23 protein-coding genes are annotated in these 21,609 nt (G+C 41.1%); 5 read left to right on the top strand and 18 right to left on the bottom strand.

Annotated elements, in window-relative coordinates; all coding sequences use genetic code 11:
• Positions 1-18 precede the first annotated feature (18 nt).
• The 7 genes from AC4J95_RS11745 to AC4J95_RS11715 are packed head-to-tail and all read right to left on the bottom strand — an operon-like array spanning position 19 to position 7,430.
• Positions 19-1,482 (bottom strand): PASTA domain-containing protein, encoded by a 1,464-nt coding sequence (locus AC4J95_RS11745; RefSeq protein ID WP_494550040.1) that lies wholly within the window; start codon positions 1,480-1,482, stop codon positions 19-21.
• A complete protein-coding gene (locus AC4J95_RS11740; RefSeq protein ID WP_494550039.1) occupies positions 1,475-2,149 on the bottom strand; it encodes an ABC transporter ATP-binding protein in 675 nt (224 codons plus the stop codon). Before AC4J95_RS11740 ends, AC4J95_RS11745 begins: the two co-directional genes overlap by 8 nt.
• 12 nt (positions 2,150-2,161) lie before the next feature.
• Complete coding sequence (locus tag AC4J95_RS11735; RefSeq protein WP_494550038.1) at positions 2,162-3,628, bottom strand: ABC transporter permease; 1,467 nt, start codon at positions 3,626-3,628, stop codon at positions 2,162-2,164.
• 60 nt (positions 3,629-3,688) lie between these two features.
• Positions 3,689-4,351: an ATP-binding cassette domain-containing protein gene (locus AC4J95_RS11730; protein WP_494550037.1), complete on the bottom strand. Its 663-nt coding sequence runs from the start codon at positions 4,349-4,351 to the stop codon at positions 3,689-3,691.
• Positions 4,348-5,619, bottom strand: a complete 1,272-nt coding sequence (locus AC4J95_RS11725; protein ID WP_494550036.1) for an FtsX-like permease family protein — start codon at positions 5,617-5,619, stop codon at positions 4,348-4,350. Before AC4J95_RS11725 ends, AC4J95_RS11730 begins: the two co-directional genes overlap by 4 nt.
• 54 nt (positions 5,620-5,673) lie before the next feature.
• On the bottom strand, positions 5,674-6,771 hold the full coding sequence (locus tag AC4J95_RS11720; RefSeq protein WP_494550035.1) for a sensor histidine kinase: 1,098 nt from the start codon (positions 6,769-6,771) through the stop codon (positions 5,674-5,676).
• Positions 6,762-7,430 (bottom strand): response regulator transcription factor, encoded by a 669-nt coding sequence (locus tag AC4J95_RS11715; RefSeq protein ID WP_494550034.1) that lies wholly within the window; start codon positions 7,428-7,430, stop codon positions 6,762-6,764. The genes AC4J95_RS11720 and AC4J95_RS11715 overlap by 10 nt, the downstream gene beginning before the upstream one ends.
• 421 nt (positions 7,431-7,851) lie before the next feature.
• On the opposite strand from AC4J95_RS11715, the gene AC4J95_RS11710 reads away from it, so the two are divergent.
• Positions 7,852-8,385 carry a hypothetical protein gene (locus AC4J95_RS11710; RefSeq protein ID WP_494550033.1) on the top strand — a complete coding sequence of 178 codons (534 nt, stop codon included), beginning with the start codon at positions 7,852-7,854 and terminating at the stop codon, positions 8,383-8,385.
• A 126-nt stretch (positions 8,386-8,511) separates the two neighbouring features.
• Positions 8,512-9,132: a hypothetical protein gene (locus AC4J95_RS11705; protein ID WP_494550032.1), complete on the top strand. Its 621-nt coding sequence runs from the start codon at positions 8,512-8,514 to the stop codon at positions 9,130-9,132.
• A gap of 48 nt (positions 9,133-9,180) precedes the next feature.
• On the opposite strand, the gene AC4J95_RS11700 is transcribed toward AC4J95_RS11705, so the two are convergent.
• From AC4J95_RS11700 to AC4J95_RS11670, 7 genes are all read right to left on the bottom strand, one after another.
• Positions 9,181-9,549, bottom strand: coding sequence for an NmrA family NAD(P)-binding protein (locus AC4J95_RS11700; RefSeq protein WP_494550031.1), 369 nt, complete (start codon positions 9,547-9,549; stop codon positions 9,181-9,183).
• 71 nt (positions 9,550-9,620) lie between these two features.
• The gene (locus tag AC4J95_RS11695; protein ID WP_494550030.1) at positions 9,621-9,917 is read right to left on the bottom strand and encodes an SDR family oxidoreductase; all 297 of its coding nucleotides are present in this window, start codon (positions 9,915-9,917) and stop codon (positions 9,621-9,623) included.
• 211 nt (positions 9,918-10,128) lie between these two features.
• Positions 10,129-11,115, bottom strand: coding sequence for a tagatose-bisphosphate aldolase (gene lacD / locus AC4J95_RS11690; protein WP_494550029.1), 987 nt, complete (start codon positions 11,113-11,115; stop codon positions 10,129-10,131).
• Positions 11,116-11,232: 117 nt separating this feature from the next.
• Positions 11,233-12,162 carry a tagatose-6-phosphate kinase gene (lacC, locus tag AC4J95_RS11685; protein ID WP_494550028.1) on the bottom strand — a complete coding sequence of 310 codons (930 nt, stop codon included), beginning with the start codon at positions 12,160-12,162 and terminating at the stop codon, positions 11,233-11,235.
• 12 nt (positions 12,163-12,174) lie between these two features.
• On the bottom strand, positions 12,175-12,690 hold the full coding sequence (lacB, locus tag AC4J95_RS11680) for a galactose-6-phosphate isomerase subunit LacB (RefSeq protein WP_316401368.1): 516 nt from the start codon (positions 12,688-12,690) through the stop codon (positions 12,175-12,177).
• Between the two features lie 18 nt (positions 12,691-12,708).
• A complete protein-coding gene (lacA, locus tag AC4J95_RS11675; protein WP_494550027.1) occupies positions 12,709-13,137 on the bottom strand; it encodes a galactose-6-phosphate isomerase subunit LacA in 429 nt (142 codons plus the stop codon).
• Between the two features lie 20 nt (positions 13,138-13,157).
• Positions 13,158-13,940: a DeoR/GlpR family DNA-binding transcription regulator gene (locus AC4J95_RS11670; RefSeq protein WP_494550026.1), complete on the bottom strand. Its 783-nt coding sequence runs from the start codon at positions 13,938-13,940 to the stop codon at positions 13,158-13,160.
• A gap of 155 nt (positions 13,941-14,095) precedes the next feature.
• On the opposite strand from AC4J95_RS11670, the gene AC4J95_RS11665 reads away from it, so the two are divergent.
• From AC4J95_RS11665 to AC4J95_RS11655, 3 genes are read left to right on the top strand one after another with little or no spacing between them, the layout of a single operon-like run.
• On the top strand, positions 14,096-14,587 hold the full coding sequence (locus AC4J95_RS11665) for a PTS sugar transporter subunit IIA (protein WP_494550025.1): 492 nt from the start codon (positions 14,096-14,098) through the stop codon (positions 14,585-14,587).
• A 43-nt stretch (positions 14,588-14,630) separates the two neighbouring features.
• The gene (locus AC4J95_RS11660) at positions 14,631-14,933 is read left to right on the top strand and encodes a PTS sugar transporter subunit IIB (protein ID WP_494550024.1); all 303 of its coding nucleotides are present in this window, start codon (positions 14,631-14,633) and stop codon (positions 14,931-14,933) included.
• 21 nt (positions 14,934-14,954) lie between these two features.
• On the top strand, positions 14,955-16,415 hold the full coding sequence (locus tag AC4J95_RS11655; RefSeq protein ID WP_494550023.1) for a PTS galactitol transporter subunit IIC: 1,461 nt from the start codon (positions 14,955-14,957) through the stop codon (positions 16,413-16,415).
• 99 nt (positions 16,416-16,514) lie between these two features.
• Here the strand turns inward: AC4J95_RS11655 and AC4J95_RS11650 are convergent, their stop codons facing one another.
• The 4 genes from AC4J95_RS11650 to AC4J95_RS11635 form a co-directional block, all read right to left on the bottom strand.
• The gene (locus AC4J95_RS11650; protein WP_494550022.1) at positions 16,515-17,267 is read right to left on the bottom strand and encodes a DeoR/GlpR family DNA-binding transcription regulator; all 753 of its coding nucleotides are present in this window, start codon (positions 17,265-17,267) and stop codon (positions 16,515-16,517) included.
• Positions 17,268-17,614: 347 nt separating this feature from the next.
• Positions 17,615-17,983 (bottom strand): MoaF-related domain-containing protein, encoded by a 369-nt coding sequence (locus tag AC4J95_RS11645; RefSeq protein ID WP_494550021.1) that lies wholly within the window; start codon positions 17,981-17,983, stop codon positions 17,615-17,617.
• Positions 17,984-18,361: 378 nt separating this feature from the next.
• Positions 18,362-18,892 (bottom strand): 5' nucleotidase, NT5C type, encoded by a 531-nt coding sequence (locus tag AC4J95_RS11640; RefSeq protein WP_494550020.1) that lies wholly within the window; start codon positions 18,890-18,892, stop codon positions 18,362-18,364.
• Positions 18,893-19,050: 158 nt separating this feature from the next.
• Positions 19,051-21,480 carry a glycyl radical protein gene (locus tag AC4J95_RS11635; protein ID WP_494550019.1) on the bottom strand — a complete coding sequence of 810 codons (2,430 nt, stop codon included), beginning with the start codon at positions 21,478-21,480 and terminating at the stop codon, positions 19,051-19,053.
• Positions 21,481-21,609 lie beyond the last annotated feature (129 nt).

Genomic DNA, 21,609 nt, shown 5'->3' with positions numbered 1-21,609 from the left:
ACTAGGAAATCAAAAAAACTATTCATTGATATTATCTTGTCCTCCCTCATTTTGTCCACTGTTACTGGCGTTAGAACCGTTTTCGGCTTTACTATTATCTCCGGCTCCAGTGCTATTCGGAAAACTAGTTGGTGCTGAGCCTAAATTTCCAAGGCTGATATCGATCGATACAGTCAGGTTTAGCGGGACATAATCACTAAAGTGACTCATCCCAACAACTGTGCCTTTTGGCTGATCGGAATCCACGTGGCGAATCACATAATTGATATTGGCGCCCTTTGACTGAAACTCATCGTGGAAGTATTTTTGTAGTCCGCCTTCCACCATTGTTCCTCGCAGGTCCTTCATATATGGTTGACCTAGTGAATACAGCACTTTGATCGTTAAATTGTCTTTAGCACTCAGAACCTCACCTGCTTCCTCGCTTTGCGATACTAACTGACCATATGGTAGATTTTCCGTATAGATGCCTTTTGATTGAACTTGCACACCTTCCAGAGCTGCTCCCGCATCTTCTAGGTTATAATCTGCAAAATTCGGGACAACATAGCCCTTGCCTAGCGAAACCGTCACACGCATTTTATCCTTTTTCGCGATTTTTTCATCCTTTGGAATACTTTGCTCCATAATACTGTCTGTTGGGATATCATTTGAGGTTTTCTCTTCGTACGTTAGGTCTATCTCGTTGTTTTTGGCCCAAGTCTCGACTTCACTGCGAGGCTTCCGCAGAAAATCAGGGACTTTGATATCCTTTTGATACGTTTGGGATCCTTTTGAAAAATAGACCTTAGCAGCATCTTTTCGTCGATAGTTTTCTGGTGTTACTTCCATATTTGCAATCTCTGAGCGAATTGGTTGTCCCTTCTCAACAGTATCGCTGTATTCTTCGATAAGCGAAAGATTGTCCGCTTTCTTCTCCTTGATCCATTGCTCCGCCTGTTGCTTGTTCATCGTCATAAAATCTGGCAAAGGTATTTTTTCTTTAGGATCCGCGCCTAGACTGTTCGTTATGTTGAGTACTCCGCCTTTTTTTATTCGCGATCCGGCCTTCTGCTGTTGAGCTAAGATTGTATTGGCCTCTTTTCCTAGATCATAGGATTGCTTGACCTTGGTCTTGATTTTATTTTCTGATGCCCAGACTTGCATATCCGTCAGATTTTTGCCGACAAAATTTGGGACTTTGACGTGCGTCTGCTGATAATAGAGGAAGCTCAATGCCAGGCAACCTACCAAAACTCCCAATGCAATAAAGCGTCGTTTTCTTTTTCTCTGTTTTTTATAAGCAGGGTCGATCTCTACATCATCATTTTTCGTTCTAGCTCTTCGTTTGGTCGGTGGTTTGGGTGATTCTTTTCGCTTTTCCGAAATTTCTTTCTGTTTCGGTTCCGGCTTAAATTCTTTCGGAGCTTCCTTTCGCGGTTCCTTTTCCTGTTTGCGACGATCATAATTGTCACCATTGAAATTTGAAAGAAAATCACTCATACGGCAACAGCTCACCTTGGTTTAAATAGAAGGTTTGATCCGACTGCTGGGCGATTTCTTTGGAATGGGTCACTACGATGACGCATTTATTGTGGATTGAAGCTAATTCTTTGAAGATCGTCACAATCTCTTCTTCCATTCCAACATCCAAATTTCCCGTCGGTTCATCGGCTAGAATAATGTCTACATTCGTTGCCAAAGCCCGTGCGATCGCGATCCTCTGCTGCTCCCCACCAGAAAGCTGATTGACTAATCGATCTGCCTTTGCTTTAGTGATCCCGATATAATCCAAAAGATTATAAGCGATCTCTGTCGTAGCCTTAGGCATCTCATTGTCAGTGATTGACATCGCCACCAAAACATTTTCTAGTCCTGTTAAGTAAGGGACTAGGTTGTAATTTTGAAAAATGATACTGACGTCATCCCGCCGGAAACGCTCGTAGCCGATCTGTTTGATATTCTCTCCGTTATACAAGACTTCACCAGAAGTCGGAGCATCCAACGCACTAATCAAAGATAAAAATGTGGTCTTCCCTGAACCAGATTCGCCTAAGATCGTATAAAATTGACCTTTTTCAAATTTCACTGAAGTATCCTGCAAAATCATCCGGCGCATTCCACCGTCTTGATAAAAATAACTCAACTCTTTTGCTTCTAATATTGTCATAGTCTACTCCTCCTACATCATGATTTTCTTGGGATTCAGCCGCATCACATAAGTCAGTGGTAAAATCGCCGACACCAAAATCGTGCCGATCCCGGCAGCCAAGAACGTGATGAAGTAGGTCAAAGAGAAACGAACTTCATAATTGTTTAGAACATCTTCATTGGTTAAATTTGAATCTAGGACTGATGATCCCAAGCCTGTGGTGAAGACTTGGTTACCGACATTTTGAGCAACTTGATCCATCGTATCACCAGCGATAAGAGATTCTGAAACAATTTTTCCTAAAATATTTCCTGTAACAAGCGACACCAAGAGAGCAGCCATGCTGATCATCAATAATTCAGCGATGACTTGCTTCAACACATTCTTACGTTGTTCACCTAAGGATAGGTAAATGCCCCACTCATGTCTGCGATCTTTCATAAATAACACTACGACCAGTGAAATGATCATCAAGGATGCCAGAATGGCTAACAAGACGACGTAACCAGATATTTTTGACAAACGTTTGACGCTTGCACCGACTTTATCGAACTCATCCGAAGAAGCGACTGCTTTGTAGCCATCTGGTAATAACGGTTTGATTTCTGCTTTAAATGCGGCAACATCATCCGGTGATTTCAGTGTGAAGATTGGAGAGATTTCTTCGCCCATTTCTTCAGCTTGTTCAGGCGGCATATTTTCGATCTCTGCTTTGTTGATCTCGCGAGCTAAGCCATTCGAGACAAAAGCCGTATTATACTGATCCAGCTCCATCATCTGCTTGTTGAGTGCATCTTGACCTTGACCATCATTTTTCTTCTTATCTAATTTGATAGGCTCGAACAAGCCAACGATCTTAATGCTATGTTCGGTGGAATCCTGTGAATCCATTGTGCCGTCATCCTTTGGCATGAGTGTAACTGTATCAAGTAGCATTTGATCCCCAACAGATAGTCCGTTTTCATCGGCAACTTTTTTCGAGATCAAGGCGACGGGCTTCTTGCCTTTAAGCTCCTCCTTAGTCAGCATTCGGCCATCAACCAGTTTGACTTTCTTATTTTTAAAATCCATTGGCTCTGTGCTGTTGCTGCCCTTTAACATCATGGATTTGTATGGACTCGATATTTGCATATTGCCTTCTTGCTTCAGCTCATAGGTTTTGAACTTTTTAACATTGAGATAAGTTAAATAGCTGTAATCATAATCCTTCACATAAGGCGAAGCTCCCATTTTCTTGATGGTCTCCTCCTTGAGACTTTCCGGACCCTTGATTGCCTGAATTTCACCATTTTGCTCCATCAGTTTTTCGAGGTCTAACTCTGGCGCAACAGTCGCACCTAATTGCTGCTTCATTTTCTTCTCAACATTCGCCGTAGATTGCTGAATCGCGATCGCTCCGGCAATGACATTTCCTAAAACAAAAATGACTGCAAATAGAATCAATGACTTTCCTTTGGTTCTAAAAATACTATTTCTCGCTCGTTTCCAATAATTCATCGAAGCATCCTTCCTATCAGAGAACTTGGATGATTGGAAAGCGCGATCAGATCATGGTTACTAGTCTTTGATAAACAGGAGTTTTCCTCCGTTAAGTCCCCATAATTCATCCGCAAATTTGACCGATTGGGTTGTTTGAGTCGTAAAGATCAGACATTTTTCCTGTTGTAAACACTGTCTGCGTAGTCGTTCCATCGCAAAAGAGACACCACATTCACTGAAAACTTTCTCAGGTTCATCTACTAATATTAACTGAGCCGTTTTTTTGGCTAGTAACTTAGCCAAAGTGACTAATTGCTGGTTTTTTTGCGATAATTTGTTTAACGGAAGTTTTAACTGATTTTCTTGTAAGCCGACTGACAATAATACTTTCGTCAGTGCCTCTTTATCGATCTTCTCGCCAGATAATAGAGCTTCCATCTCCAAATTAGCCAATGCTGAGTCTCGCAGCAAGCTGCCCTCTTGGAATAGACAAGCAACTTCCCGTCCGCGATAAGTATTCCGATCCAGTGTAGCCAGCTCTTTTCCAGCAAAAGTTAAGGATCCTTCTGAACAGACTGTCAGCCCCGCAAAAAGTGCTAAGAGCGTACTTTTTCCGCTGTCAGGATCGCCGAAAATCTGATAACTTCTGCCAGTTCGAAAGCTGCCGTGGATGTTATCCAACGTTTTGAGTTCTGATTGCTTGTATTGAAAATCAACATTTTGCACTATCCATTCAGTCATCGTTTCGACACCTCCTGCAAGGGCTCACGGACGATCTTCGCGATCCGAAGATTGATCAGCAGCAGCATGGTAATCAGACAAATGACTAAAAAAATTAGTCCGATGTGGTCGAACCAGCTGCTTATAGCGAGACTTCTCTGATCAAACTTAGGAAATACCCACTCCACAAATGGTTCTTGATGTGAGAGTTCTTGCTGTAGTTTAATCAGCCATTCGCCAGTGATCCAGAGGCTCAAGCGTTGTGAGATGATGGCAGCAAGTGCACCAATACCGAAAGTGAGCAGGATGTTCTCCACTGAGCCACTTAAGGCTAACGTCTTTCGATTCATCCCCATTAGGTGCAAAACATAAAAATCTTGCCGCCGCTTGATAGCTTGCTGATAGATTACAGCGATCAATACGATTCCCAGTATCAAGGCGACGATCAGACCATTAAAAAACAGATCCAGCGTGTCTTTAAATGACTGAAGCAGGCCCTGTGACCAGTTTTGCCCGATCAAGGAGTACTCTTTAAAAGACTCTGATTCTTTAAAGACTTTTACAAAGTTTTTTAATTCCTTTTTACCAGTCAGTTGGAACATGACCATTGAATAGGTTTGAATAATACTCTCCTGCATCGCTGTTCCTGTATCCCAGTTGATCAAAACAGTGCTTGGTAAGGTTAACCATTCTGCATTGGCAAATTCAGCGATTCCTGTGATCTTTACCTTTTGTTCTTGCCCCTTTGCTCCCAATGAGAGTGTGTCATTTAGCTTCAGCTTATTGGCTTTTGCGAAGGCTCTGCTGATGACACAGGTATTCTTGTTGAGTGGCGCAGTCCCTTTGAGTTTTTCAGCCTTTCTGGTTAAAAGTTCTTTTAATGAGGCATTATCCAGCATTGTGATTGATAAGTAGTTTTCATTATTCTGATCTGGCGGAAAACTTGTATAGTCTGTGGTCGTTTGTCCTTTGACTGTTGGCTGCACCAATGTAGATGGAACGATTCCTTGTGCGTTTAATTGACTTTTCTTTACATAAGACAAGTTTCTCAATTTTTCATAATCGGTTGGTTTCAAATTTTTCGCTTGTTCGGTTTGATTTAAATCTTGCACGCCTTTGACTACCGCGGCTGCCTGACTTCGATAATCCAAGAAATAGGCGGTCGCCGTTCGATAGATTTTCAGCATTGAAAAAACAATCAGCAGAATCAGCAAAATCATACTGCCTATTTTTAAATGACTGAAACGGTTGCGTTTAAGATTTAGCCAAGCATGTCGGATGATGATCATCGCTTTCGTCTCCTCCTATGAGCGTATAGTAGCAAATGCAGTGTTAACTGAATGTTAACCCACACTAGGAAAACTCAAATAGAATGTCGAGCCGAGGTTTTCCTCGCTTTCTAAATAGACGAACCCGCGACATAAGTCGCAAACATGCGATACCACAGATAGTCCGATGCCATAGCCATCTTGCTTTAGTCCATGTACGCGATAGTGATGGGAAAAAATCGCCGGCTGCTTTTCTTGCGATATACCGATCCCGCGGTCCTTTACCTGAACAACTACACTGCCGTTTTTGTTGGAGATACTGACGGTCACCAATTTATCATTCCCATATTTGATCGCATTATCGACTAAATTAGAAACAGCGCGATAAATCCAGCGGTCGCGCCCTTGGATAAGGGTAGTCTCCTCTTCATTGAATTCAAACAGCAGATCGGGATAGTTCTTTTTATACGCATCACAGACTTCAGCACAAACTAAAGAAACATCCACGACTTCATCTCCGAGATCGTCCGTATTGTTGGAAAGCGTGAGAATATCGTCGATGCTATCAGTCAACCGATCCAACAGCGCTAGATTTTCTTGATTGGCTTCTTGCTGGCGTTCAATCTCAAGGTTAGATCGGAGAATGGCAATGGCGTTCTTTTGTTCATGAGTCAGATAACTATTCAGACGGCGATAATCCTCCAAATGACCATCGAATTTTTCCTTTAATTTATTGAAAGCTTCACTTAGTGCCTCGTCTTTCATTGTATTTTTCGGCAGCTGATCGATAAATTTCAGATCATGGGTGATCGCCAAAATTTGATTACTGTAGATTTTGCGTAAAACTAGCCAGAGCAGAAAGGTCAACAACAAAACAGCGGAACAAATGACTAAAACCATTGCCGGCAAATATTTGAACAATTCATCTTGATAAGCTTTTTCAACCATCGAAACATTTAACGGTTCGCCTTTTTCTGCTTCAGAAACTTCGAATTTTGTTTTCGCTTGAAATACGTTATTTTCTTCCATGAAATATACATCTTCCCCCAGTGTCGAAGCGATACTAATCCCTTCGAAATTATTGCGCAAAAGGAAAAAACTCGTCAGAATCACACCTGTTACTAACAATGAGAACAGTAGCATCGTCAATGTCATTTTAAAATTTAATCGCATAATTGATACCCCTTTGCTCGTATTGTTTTTAAGACTTCTTTTCCTGCTGCTTCAGCCAATTTCTTCTTCAATCGCGCTAAATGGACCCGTAAAACAGAGGAAAATGGGTCAAAATACTCGTCATAAACATGCTCTGCGATCTCTTCAGAGGAAACAACGGCCGGATGACGCTGAGCGATACACAATAAAATATCAAATTCCTTGGGTTTCAATGGAATCTCTTTTTCCTGATAAGAAACTTTACGACAAACCGGATCAATCGTTAACCCGCCGATCGAAATCTGCGGCAATGAACGTCCATGATAGCGGCGAACAACCGCCCGCAAACGTGCCTTCAATTCTAACAATTCAAACGGCTTAACCAAATAATCATCTGCTCCAAAGTCCAGCCCCTTCGCCCGCTCTTCGATCTCATCCCGAGCAGTGATAATGATGACCGGACTCTCCACTTCTTCTCCTCGCAAGCTTTGCAAAACATCCAAGCCATCCTTTTTAGGCAAATTCAAGTCCAGAAAAATGCCATCATAGGAATTCACGAAGGCCTTCTCTTCTCCTGATTCACCATCATAAGCCAAATCCACCGAAATATTCTCCTGCTCCAAGCCCTTTTTCATCGACAAAGCCAGTTCGCGATTATCCTCGACCACCAGTACACGCATCTATTCTCACTCCTCATTTGGAAATAATCATCCTTCTTGTTCTTTTTAGAATAGTACAGCCGCTTCGCCAAAGTCCACTTTCTTTTTGTGAAGATTTTAAGATTATTGTCAAAAAAACTGATGCTATCAAACTATTTTCACTACAAAATTACTATCGATTAGCAATGATTGATAAATTAATATCAAATTGTTTTTAGCGAAATGAAAGAGAATAGTTGATCACGCATGACTGGAATCTTCATAATCGACTATTTAACAAAGAATAAAGACGTTTAAGACAGAAAAACCACCGTTCATGATAATAATAATTTTTATAATTTCCGCATGATATAATTATTAATAAAACAAAATTGATCTAGTATAACTATTTGAACAAATTCGTCTGGAAGCTAGTTAACATGGAAAAAATGGAGGGATAAAAATGAAGAAAAAGAAATTATCACTTATTATGATGGTAATGTTCGTTGGACTCTGTTTGTTAGGTCCTGTTGGCTTTGGTTCGAAAGCTTCGGCTGAAGAATCGCAAAGAGACGCGATTTATCGTCTTTATAATCCAAACTCTGGAGAACACCTTTTTACGCCCAGTAATTATGAACGAGCTACATTGGTAAACTTTGGCTGGAAAGATGAAGGTGTCGGGTTCTATGGTCAAGGCTATACGAAAACGATCAAAGTAGCATATGTTTATCGTGTCTATAATCCGAATGCAGGCGATCATCACTACACTGCTAATTATGATGAAGTTCAGCATTTAGTTAAGGTAGGCTGGCATGATGACAATATTACTTTGGTTATGCCATACAGTCTTGGTGAACCTGTGTTCCGCTTGTACAATCCAAATGCGAAAGCTGGTGCTCATCACTTTACGCAGTTCAAATATGAACGCGATCACTTAATCAAAGTTGGTTGGAAAGACGAAGGTATCGGATTTAACGCTTATTCTAGTTTTAAATAAACATGTTGCTATCTAGAACTTCCTATCATTTTCGATGGGAAGCTTTTTGCATATTTTATGATATTTAAATTTAGTGTAGTTTCTTATATGATATAATTTTATTAGATAAACTATTGGAAAATTGTTGTGTTAGGATCAAATTCGATTCGGAAAGTGAAACATCTGTTAAGCAGGTTCTTCGAAAAAACGGAGGGGATTGGAATGAAGAAAAAGAAGCAGTCGATTATCATGATGGTGATGTTTATTGGACTATGTTTAATAGGTGTCATGGGTTTTGGTTCAAAGGCTTCTGCTGCGGATTTGGACCGTCACGAGATTTATCGAGTCTACAATCCGAATTCAGGTGAGCATTTATTTACCTCTAGTAATCATGAGCGGGCTCTATTAATTAATGTTGGCTGGAAAGATGAAGGCGTCGGTTTTTATGGTCAAGGTGGTATAGGCAATTGGAAACAGGCAAAGGCTACTCATGTTTATCGTGTCTATAATCCGAATGCGGGCGACCATCATTACACTGCTAATGCTAATGAAGTTCAGAATTTGGTCAGAGTTGGATGGCATGATGATAATATTGGTCTTATTATGCCGCCTGAAAATCTCGGACAGCCTGTTTATCGTTTGTATAATCCAAACGCAAAAGCTGGTGCTCATCACTTTACTCTATTCAAATATGAACGAGATCATTTAATCAAAGTTGGTTGGAAAGATGAAGGCATCGGGTTTAATGCTTACGATAAGTTACAATAAAATTTATGTAAAAAGGCTAGAATGAGAAATCGTTCTAGCCTTCTTTTTCTACGTATTCAGATTTTCATTTAGATACTCTTCAAAGCTCGTTGGCTTATGTCCAAGCAGCCAGGTCAGTACATTCGGATTGTCATCTAGTCCCCACGTTGTATAAGAATGAGCTAAATGTTTGAAGCCTTCTCTGAAGAAGAGATCATTCGCTTGAATCTGATCCAAGAAATCTTCCACATCGATGTATGCGGATACCGCATTTTTTCCAGTTATTTGATTAAACATTTTTACCAGATCGTTTGGTGAATAAGCTTTTGTCCCGACTAATTCGTAACTTGCTTTCTTGTGTTTCGCAGGATCAGTCAACACCTTCACTGCAACTTCCCCGCCATCCTCAGTCGCCACATAACCAACTTTACTGTCCACATCATAAAAGATCCGATATTCGCCCGTTCCGCCATCATTTGCGGATTGAAATTATGCATGTAATGCATCGGCTATAAGATCGTATAAGAACATTGCGTCTCCATAGCTTTTACGATCAGATACTCTTCAACATCTCGCTTAGCGGTGTGCTGCAGCAAGCTGGTCAAAATCGGATGAATCACTGAGATAAAAACAAAATGCTTAATCTTGTGTTCAATCGCTTTATCCACCATCCGTTGACCGATCAAGGCTTCCTTCGCTGAAAACAACGGCGGAATGTAGACCACCATCGAGGCTTCTTTCATTAAGTCATCAATAAATGACAGGTCAGTCAAAACACCGACCATCGCCTTTTTGATTCCTGGCAAATCCTTCACCTTTGAACTGATGTCTTATGCTAAAACATCCAATCCCACTTCGACTAATTTTTGGACTATGATTCGACCGGTATTCCCGTTGCTGAGTCTACTAATATCATACAATTCAGCTTTCTTTCTATTATTGAAGAACTATTCCTCATATTTCATCAAAAAAAGGACTGTGAACTTTTTCTGCTCACAGTCCGTTAAATTGGCTTTTTTACGATAGAGAAGTCGCTAATACTTCCACTGGTGTCGCTGTTTCTTTTAACACCACATTTAATTCTTCGATATTTTTACGTCCTTGCGTATTCATCCATTCAATCGCGGCGTCCTTGCCGTCAACGATATAGCTTTCCACTCCGTCAGCCCACGTTGCCCGTCCACATAGTACGCCATTGAAGGTTGAACCAGCATTTTTAGCAAAACGTAAGGTTTCTTGGAACAGCTCTGCTTTAACACCCGCACTCAAAAAAATGAATGGCAAGTTCGTCGCTTTTGCTTGTTCCTTGAAGAAGTTGGCTGCTTCGGCTTTCGTGTACACGACTTCGCCGGCTGCATACTCTTCCACGTAGTTCATGTTAACGGGCACTTCAACCTTCAACACATCAACACCGTAGCGAGTATCAGAAAATTCCTTCATCATTTCGATGACCTTATGCGGTTTTACACTAGCATATTCTTTTGAAGTGGCATCGGAGATATTGGCATCATAGGAAACTAATTCTAGAAAGAATGGTAGATTTTCTGCCTGACATTCAGAGCCAATCCGTTCGATGAAGGTATGTTTTTGATTGTTGATTTCTTCTGCTTCGTCAACATCATAATATAAAAGGAACTTGCAGGCATCGGCGCCAGCCTCCTTCAAACGTTTAACTGACCAAATTGATAATAAATCAGGCAAACGGCCAGGCGTTGAAGCATCATAGCCAGTTTTTTCATAGGCTAACAATAGGCCGGCATTTTTAGCCCTGACATCTGCCGCTGGCAAGCCATATTCTGGGTCCAATAAAATTGATGAGGCGTACTTCGTTAATTGAGAAGAAACGATTTCCTTAAAAGCGACGATTTCAGATTCTTCAGCTTCGCTACCTTTGAATTTCGTGATCATTTTCTTCAATGCGCCTCGTTGATCAATAGCAAGTGCCCCGATCACTCCATCTTCGTTACATAGTTGTTTGATAAATTGACGCTTTTCTTCTTTCATTTCCAATTCCTCCTATTTCGTATTAAAGTAATCATTCCGCTAAGATTATTCTCTTTTTGTAGCTAAGAATTTATTCCGGTACACCATCTGCTACGAACACTGCTAAAAGCGGAACTGTCATCCTACTTCCTCTACTTTGACTTGATCGAATAATATTTGATAATTTGCTAAATTAGCGTGCCCTGTTGTTTCTTCTTGAGCGTTTAACATTCCTAGAACATTCCCTCGTTTTAGAATAGCTTCGTCTGAGAATCCGACTTCAATAGCAGCAGTTAGTCCTGCCACCGTCGCATCGCCTGAGCCAACGGGATTAACTACCTCGATCTTCGGAATCCTTACTCGATAAAACTTATCGAAATGCTTAGCAAAAGCGCCATTACCGCCCATCGAAACAACGATCCACTCAATCCCTTCAAACATCGGATCGGATAACGCAGTTTTCAGTTCTTCGACATCTGTTGAAACTGTCCGGCCTAACAATTCGGCTAACTCTTCCGTGTTTGGTTTGATCAGCTTAGGTTTAACTTTGCCTTTCAGGACCTCTGCTAAGGCTGCGCCGGAACAATCTAAGACAACTGGTTTGGGTTGGCAGGCTTGCAGCATTTGACTATAGTAATCACTAGGCAATCCTTCCGGCAAACTACCTGAAAAGGAAATGATATCGGCTTTTGCTGCTAATTTTGCAAAATGCTTTAGAAAAGCCGCCGCTTCTGTTTCTGAGATCACTGGTCCACTTTCCAAAATTTCGGTCTGCTGCCCTTCATGTAAAACAGCGATGCAATTGCGGGTCTCGCCGCTGATGGGCAGAAAATCATGAGGGATCTTATTTTGATCCAAGTCCTTTTTGATCTCTTCGCCTAAGAATCCGCCGATTAAGCCGCTGGCGATTACTTCAGCATCTAGCTGTTTCAAGATCCGAGTAACATTCAAGCCTTTGCCGCCAGCAGTCTTGCGGACATTTTTCACTCGATTGACCGTGTCCAGTTCAAATACTTCTAATGGATAGGAAATATCGATCGAGGGATTCATAGTAATTGTTAGAATCATCGGCCGGCCCTCTTAATCGTGGTATTCGCCGCGGTCCCATTTTTCGATAAACTCATCAAAGAAATGAGGATCGGACTGATCTGCACTGGCTTTTTCAACATGATCGATTTTTGCAATCAATTTCTTGTTTTCCTCTGTTTCTTGATAGTCAGCCTTGATGAAGGCGTCTAAAATATCACAGATCAAGAATTCTCCTGTGATGCGAGCACCAAAGCCGATCACATTGGCATTCAATTGTTCTTTGGCATAGATTGCCGTCGTCATATCTCGCACTAAGGCACTGCGGATACCAGGAACTTTATTTACGGCGTTATTAATCCCAACACCAGTTCCACATAAACAAACACCTAAGTCTGCTTCACCGCTAGTTACTGCTTCACCGACCTTTTTTCCATAAATGGGATAATGGGTTCTAGTAAAGTCATAGGTTCCCATGTCCAACACTTCATGTCCTTTTGATTTCAAAAAATCTGATACTGCCATTTTGGTATCTGTGACGATGTGGTCACAGCCGATTGCGATTTTCATTTTATTCATCCTTTCCAATTAAGCCATTTTATTTAGCATATCGACACGAATCTGATGACGACCGCCATCGTATTTCGCTTGTAAAAATTCACGAACGATGTTCAAAGCCAACTCATCGCCAACGATCTCTGAGCCAAGTGTAATCATGCGGGAATTGTTGTGTTCGCGGGTCATATAGGCACTGCGTTCATCGGAAACTTCTGCCGCTACCATTCCTTTAACCTTCACTGCTGTGATAAAGCTGCCAGCACCGTAGCCATCCACGGCGATCCCCAAGCTGCCTTCATTTTCATTCAAATCATTAGCGATCGCCAAGGTTGATTCCACAAAATCCTCTGAAGCTGTTTCACTTTTATCTACAACTGTAAATCCTTTATTGATCAAATCTTCCTTGATCAGTTCCTTTAATCTCATACCATCACTGTCTGAACCAATTACTACACGCATTTTTGCATCCTCCTAATTAATTACTGAATAATTCTAGTGTATTGCTGATAATAACTCTTCAGTTCAGCTGAAAGAGTAGAATCCGTAAATAATGCATCGATTTTACGCAGATCATAGAATGTATAAAAATCACTGCGATCAAACTTGTTGGCATCGGAAACCAAACATTTTTCGGCTGCGTTGTCTAACACGATCTTCTGCAAGGTTCCCTCTTCCATACTGAAATTCGAGACCTCAGTGCCCTTTAAACCGTTTGCTCCGACAAAAGCCTTCTTGATGCCGATTTTTTGAACTGCCTCATTGGCGATCGAACCTACAAAAGCACCGGTCTTTTCACGATACAATCCGCCGATCAAATAGAGTTCAAATTGTTTTGTTTCACTTAATAGGTTAAAAACGGGCAGACTGTTCGTCACTATCCTTAATGAAGAAGGCTCGATATATTGCGTCATCAGCTCAATCGTTGTCCCGGAACCAAGAAAGATGGTATCGTCTTCCTTCGTAATGTATGCGGCTGCATTTTTAGCGATGTATTCTTTTTCTTTCGTGTGCAGCTTTTTCTTTTCTTTATGGGAAAGTTCGCTTCCTTCTATAGAAGTAGAAGTTCTCGATGACTCCGAATTGTTCATTTTCTGTGCGCCACCGTGAACGCGCAAAAGTTTATTCTTTTGTGCAAGCTCTTCCAAATCGCGGCGAATGGTCATATCAGAAACATCTAAAACCTCTTGAATAAACTTCACGGTGATCGTCCCATAACGGTCACACATGGCCAAAATTGATTGTTGACGCTCAGTTTTCAGCATAGGTTGTCCCTCCACACACCTATAATAAAACATTATCAAACATTTATCAACAGTAAATGTTTGATAATTTTCGATTTATGTTGACAAAGTAAATGTAAGCGATTATACTCAACTTGTAAACAAACACAAACAAACTTAGAAAGGAGCTGTTCTGTTTGAAAAAACTTTTTTTCGAAGAGACAACCTATGTTTCTAGTAAGGACACACAAGAAGAAGTTTTTGAGGAAGTTTATTTAGACCTGCTAAACAAACAATTAGTCACTGAGGATTTTTTGGAGAGTCTTTTAGAACGTGAGCGTAATTATCCGACCGGTTTGGATCTCACACCTGTTTCTGAGATACTACCTGACATTGCGATCCCTCATACGGAAAGCGAGTATGTTCGGACAACGCGGATTATTCCGATTAAGTTAAAAAATGAGATTACCTTTCATAATATGATCTCACCAAGCGATCAACTCTCCGTCCGTTTTCTTTTCATGATCTTAAATGAAAACGGTGAAGCACAAGCGGGCATGTTAGCGGATATCATGGATTTCATTAATTCAGTCGATAATGAAATACTATGTTCGTTTTTCAAACTAGAAGATACAGAAGCAATCTATCAGTTTTTAGAGGAATACTTTACTATGGAAGTTTCTGCATAATTGCAGGATGTAAAATAAAAAACAATTTAAGGAGAGAAATACAATGATTAAAATTTTAGCAGCATGTGGAGCAGGAGTAAATTCAAGTCATCAAATCAAAAGTGCTTTGGAAACAGAATTGAGTAATCGCGGCTATCAAGTAACCTGTGATGCCGTGATGATTAAAGATATCAATGAGGAAATGCTGTCCCATTATGACATTTTCGCTCAAATCGCCAATACCGACTTAGGCTTCAACGTGAATATCCCTGTGGTCGATGCGGGCGCTATTCTTTATCGTATTCCTGCCATGGCAGAACCTGTTTACCAAAGTATGGAAAGCGCTATCCAATCAATCAATAAATAGGCACCAGGAAAGGAAAAGCATATGAGTACAATTATTGATATTGCCAATAAAGTATTTACCCCCCTAATTGATTTAGGGGCGGCACCGCTGATGACTATCGTGTTAACTGTTATTGCCTTATTCTTTAAAGTCAAACCATCACGCGCCTTAGAAGGTGGGATCAAACTTGGGATCGCCTTGACTGGGATCGGAGCTATTATTGGAATTTTAACCACTGCATTCTCAGACGCTATGACTGCTTTTGTTGAACGTACCGGGATTTCTTTAAATATCACAGATGTAGGCTGGGCTCCTTTAGCAACCATTACTTGGGGCTCTCCCTACACGCTTTATTTCCTATTAATTATGGTGATCGTCAATATCATCATGTTGGCAATGAAGAAAACCAACACCTTAGATGTCGATATTTTTGACATTTGGCACTTAGCGATCGTCGGTCTATTCGCGATCTTCTGTGGTGCAAACCTATTCGTTGCTTCTGCACTGGTTATCTTCATTGGTGTACTGAAAATCTGGAACTCTGACTTAATGAAGCCAACCTTTAATGATTTGTTAAATGCGCCTGACAGCAACCCAATGACAACGACGCATATGAACTATATGATGAATCCAATCATCATGGTCTTTGACAAAATTTTTGATAAAGTCTTCCCCTGGTTAGACAAATACGATTTCGACGCTGCGAAATTAAACAGCAAAATCGGCTTTTGGGGGTCAAAATTCGCGATTGGGATTTATTTGGGGATTTTTGTTGGATTATTAGCAGGACAAACACCAACACAAATTTTCTCACTAGCATTTACGGCAGCTGTATGTTTGGAATTGTTCTCTTTGATCGGTGCTTGGTTCATCGCCGCCGTAGAGCCATTATCACAAGGAATCACCGACTTTGCAAACAAACGTTTAAAAGGACGCACCATCAACATCGGTCTGGATTGGCCTTTCCTAGCTGGTCGCGCAGAAATCTGGGCAGCTGCTAACGTATTGGCACCTATCATGTTATTAGAAGCAATCATTTTACCAGGAAACAAATTGCTGCCGCTTGGCGGAATCATCGCAATGGGAGTCACTCCAGCCTTACTAGTTGTGACTCGTGGAAAACTAATCCGTATGATCGTCATCGGTGCGATTGAATTACCGTTGTTCTTATGGTCAGGTACCTTGATCGCACCTTTCGTTACTCAAACAGCCAAAGCAGTTGGCGCCTTCCCAGCAGGATTGAGCGGATCTGCGATGATCTCGCATACTACGATGGAAGGCCCGATCGAAAAATTCTTAGGCTACTTGGTTGGTAACGCCTCTCAAGGCCAAATCGAATTCGTGATCTACGCTGCCTTAGCACTAGGCGCCTACCTATTGATTTTCATCTGGTATGCACGCCAAATGAAAAAACGCAATGCCGCTTATGCAGCTGAAAAAGAAGAAAAAGCTGCTCCAGCAGCAGCAAACAAACATGTCGCTTATGCAGCAGAAGCTAAATAAAACAAATAACCGTCCAAATTTATTCGTAAAAAATTTGGACGGTTTTTACAACATACAAAAAGATCCGGAACCACTATTATGAGATTTCCGGATCGATTATTAAACTAAGTATTTGTCTTCTTTTTCAATCTTTTCATAATGCTTCTGTTCGTCTTTATCCGTAATGACTGAGGTCACCTCACTCAAGTTATAATAAACCGAGAAGTCTCTTTTACCGATCTTGGAATGATCGATCAGCAGGAATCGTTCAACAGAATTGTTTAACGCAATTTGCTGGGTCTGCCCTTCTTCAAAGGTCGAAGTCATGATTTTTTGTTCATTTAAAGCATTGCAGCTGAAAAAGGCTTTATGGAAATTCATATCATTCAGGGATTTATTGGTGATCTCGCCAACGAAACATTGTGTTGTTTCCCTGAGCTCTCCACCCAAAAGATAGATTTTCCGATTCCCCTTATGTTTGTTCAATTCCTCAAACACTGGCAGACAATTGGTCACGATCCGCAGCGAATCCGCTCTGATGATCTGTGCCAACAACTCAATAGTCGTTCCCGGTCCTAGAAAAAGCGTATCCCCATCATTGATCAGTTCATTAGCTTTTTCTACGATTCGTTGTTTTTCCTCCTGCAGCATAATTTGCTTTTCCGTATGTGAAAGCTCCACATGACGATAGAAATCCTTCAATTTCGCACCGCCGTGTACCCGCTCCAATAACCCTTGTTTCTCTAATTCGTCTAAATCACGCCGTACCGTCATATCCGAAACCGACAGCTTGTCCATAATATCACTGACGCGCACCGTTCCACTCACTTCTAGTAATGACATAATTGCTTGAAATCGATCCGTTTTTAACATTTCATCGCCTCTTTTCTTACCTAGGGTATCAAATTTTTAGTAAATGTACTAGAGATAGTTTGCTTTATCTAACATTAAACAAACAAAAACAAAAAGGAACCTAAGAACATTTGTAATGTTATAGGTTCAAGCTAACTAGAATTTTGTGCTATCTTTCCCTCTCACCGCTAGCCAAATCTCACTATAAAAATCTCTAACCCTTTAGAGAAATTAGTAAACGAAATCTCAGGTGTTTGAACGGGCTCATAATCAGAAGATGGCAGCCGCTTGATAAATGCTAGACTAATAATCATATGTAATTGAAAATCCGATCATCTGGATGAATGATCGGACTTGATAGTACAGGTCTAGTTGTGTAGAGGCTCCAAATCAGGTTCGCCATTTTCCAAAATAAGCTGAAATGGCCCTTCATGAACAAAAGGTCTGCGGCCGCCGCGATATGCTTTATCGGTAAAGGTCATAAAGCTTTTCACATAATTATTAACCGTATCCACAGTATAAGAGACACACAAACCATCCTCTTCTACCCAGTCAATTGAAAAAATCCCGCCTGGATATTCTTCGATATGAATCGTCTCAACAGCTGTTGCGCCTGCATCTTCTTCACGGATCGAGGTCCAGCGCAATTGATTCTCTGGCAAAAAATCAATGCGAAACTGCAGTCCTGAATTAAATAAAATTTTGGCTATTCGGCCTTCTAATGGATGTTTTTTCATCAATGCACCTTCCTAATTCTAGGTTATTTTCTACTCCCTCTACCATACAGTTTTTAAGAATAAATTGCACTATTTGTAAGAAAATAACTTCCTTTTCTTCCCAGTTTTGAGATAATACTTGTAAACAGACAAGAAAAGCGGCATCGCAGATGGATCATGCTGCGGAGATGATCCGCGTGCGTCTGACTTATTGCAGCTGCTTCGCGATAAACGAACAAAAACTGGCGGCTGGAAAATCGATTATATCTATAAATACAATGGCTATCTTCCATTTGATAATCGTCGCAAGGACTCTGAATGGCTGACTTACCTCTACTCTTCCCTATAAAAAAATGCTTGAGAAGCGAAGACGAATCCGTTTCTCAAGCTTTATTTGTATTAGTACTTACTATCAAAATAGTTGTAGATTTCTTCCCAGCTATCCATTCTCATTTCATAGGATTCATTGACATTATGATATGCGGTAAATAGAATTCCCTGACCTTTGAATTTTTTCAAATGTCGCAAATGGTCGTCAATCAAGTAATCCGCGGAAATGATTGATTTGTCTCCACAAAAAACATAATTTCTGTCGGAAATGAACGGAAAATTTTCTCTTAACCAAGCATATTTTGCATTGAAAGATGTTGGGAAATCCATTGCTGCCGTGGTAATGAATATTTCATGCTTTTCTGATAACTTCTCTAGCGCTTCCTTGGCACCCTTCATTAGAGGCAGATCAGCAAAATAATCGCTTTGTTGAATCACATTCCTGACATATTCCGCATGTTCAGGATGAACATCTCGCAAATTTTTGCCCACTAAGTCATTCTCGGTATAGCTTGTTCCGTATTTTTTGTTGTAGACGCTCAACAGTTTCGCTGTAAAATCTGCGATGACCTCATCCATGTCAACTGCGATTCGAACCATTTCTCATTCCTCCTAAAAATCTCAAAACTTCTCTCACCATTAATACTCATTATACTAAAAAATTTTCTGGCTATGGTTTAATTCGAAAAACAAATTTTTAATCAATCATAAGCTGAAAAAGACCTGGAGAATTAAATCCTCCAAGTCCATCAGTATATTTAAATCACATGCTCTGTCCGTTCAATAATATCATCCTGTGTTGCCTTCGATAATACATTGAAGAAGGCAGAGTAGCCTGCTACTCGAACGATCAAATCGCGGTGTTTTTCCGGATGTTCTTGTGCATCGATCAAGGTTTCTCTTGAAACGACATTGTATTGAATATGATAACCGTGCAGCTTATTAAAGAAAGCCCGCAGCAGCATGATCAATTTTTGCTTGTCCTCTTCTTTGGCTAGGGTTTGCGGGTTGACCTTTTGATTCAGCAGGACCCCGCCCAGAATATCTTCGGTACTTAATTTCGAAACAGATTTCAACACGGCAGTCGGACCGTTTTTATCCATATTATGGGATGGTGAACAGCCTTCTGCCAACGGTACCCACGCATTTCGGCCATCTGGTGTCGCCATCGTTGCCCGACCTTGCCCAACGTTCGCTGAAATCGAAGAGGTTCCTGAATAGCGAATGCCGCCGATCGGTCCACGTCCATACCGAGTGTTTGGATATTTGGCGATCTCATCAATATAGCTGTCATACGCTTCAGTGATCAGCTGATCGACAGAATCATCATCGTTCCCATATTTCGGTACATCATTTAAAATCATTTGCTGGATTTCTTGACTGCGTTCACTGCCATAATCAGTCATCAACGCTTCCCACAATTCTTCTGGTGTTACTTTTTCTTCTTCAAAGACCAGCTGCTTGATTGCAGCTAAAGAATCCGCCATATTAGCGATCCCGACTTGCAATCCGGAAATGAAATCGTAGACCGCGCCGCCCTCTTTTAAGGTTTTCCCGCGTCCGATACAATCTTCGGTCAAGGCTGAACATAAGATGTCCGGCACCTCACGCTCCAAGCCAAGGTCGATGGCATTTTCCACAATCACACTCATTCGCGTCAGTTCCCGAACCGTTTTATCCCAAGCATCCTGTAACTCAGCATAGGATTTCATATCTTTGAAATGACCGTAGCCTTTGACAAATCGTTTGCCGGAAACCGGATCGATTCCATCGTTCATGGCGATCATCAGGATTTTCGGGAAATTCATGTAGCTCATGCCGGTACAACGATAACCCCACTTGCCCGGTACCGCCGTTTCCACACAGCCGATGGCGCTGTAATCATACGCATCCTCTTCCGTCACACCAACCTTCATGAATGATGGAATAATGATCTCATCATTGTTAAAGGCTGGCATTCCGAAGCCAAGTTTCATCACTTCGATACATTCATTCATGAAACGATTGTCCAGCCCAGCATGATAACGAACCGTCAAATTTGGCTGCGGCAGTTTCGTTTGTGCGACACTCCGTAAGACTAAATAAGATAATTCATTGACCGCGTCTTTTTTATCACGGGTTTGTCCGCCGATCGTAACATTTTGATAAAGTGGACTACCGGCACTGCTTAGTGTATGTGATTGACTACGGACTTTATTGACCGTCAGCGTTTTGATCCAAAGATTGGTCAATAGCTCTACCGCTTTGTCTTCTGTGATGTTGCCCTTTTCCAAGTCCGCCTTCAAATATGGATACATATATTGATCGAAACGACCGTATGATAATGAATGTCCGTTAGACTCGATTTGTAAAAGTAATTGAATGAACCACGTTGCTTGGATCGCTTCTTGGAAGGTTTCCGCTGGTTCATATGGAACCTTGCCGCAGATTCTGCTGATTTCTAATAGCTCGGCGCGTCGTTGCGGATTGGCTGTTTCCGCTTTTTCCTTCGCCAAAGCCGAGAAACGCTCCGCGAATGTTTTCACCGCGTCGATCACGATCAAAACTGCTTTGTAAAATTGATACTTATCTAAACTTTCGGGAATCGTCAAATCCAGCGCCGCTTTTTCCTTCAGTGTCCGTTCCTTATAGCCCTTCAAACCAATCCGCAGCATTTGACCATAATCAACTGCCAAATGAGCATCGCCTGAATTCAGTTTGCCTTCCATTCCGAAAAATCCTGTCTCCATGAAGACACTGACTTCGTCCGGTAACAACGCCCAGCCCTTAGCCCGTAAATTATTATTTTCCCAAAATGGCGCGATCGAACGTAGATCTTCTTTGGTCTTTTCTGTAATGTAAAAGACATCGCCATCACGTTTTTCAAACAAATCCAATTCATTCAAGACAAATTCCATTGTGTATTCCGGAAAGATCGGTGCATCGCGATTCGATGAAGCCTGATTCCCTACGATCAAGGTATCCTCTTCAATATAAATCGACATTTTTTCCAAAATATTTTGCAGCATCAATGCCCGCTTTACTGTACTCGGTTGATCTTTATGCTCCTGATAAGCCTCTGTCGCCAGTAATGCCCGTTCCGCATCGATGTATGGCTTTTTCGTCAAAACAGCTTCGCGGAAATGATTCATTCGATTGGTTAGTTTTCCAAAATACGGCACATTTTGTTCTTTCGTTTGGATACTCATGATTACGCCCTCCGTTTTTTTCATTCGTAACTAAATATATCTTCTTTCGAAAACATCATAGCATGTGAATAGAAATACAGTCAATAGAATTCCAAACGAAATCAAAGTAAAAAAGATACTGCACGAATG

The organism is Enterococcus sp. GPZ-007, from assembly GCF_059374735.1.
Note: the sequence above shows the minus strand (reverse complement) of the source record. Positions and strands in the feature narration are given on the sequence as shown.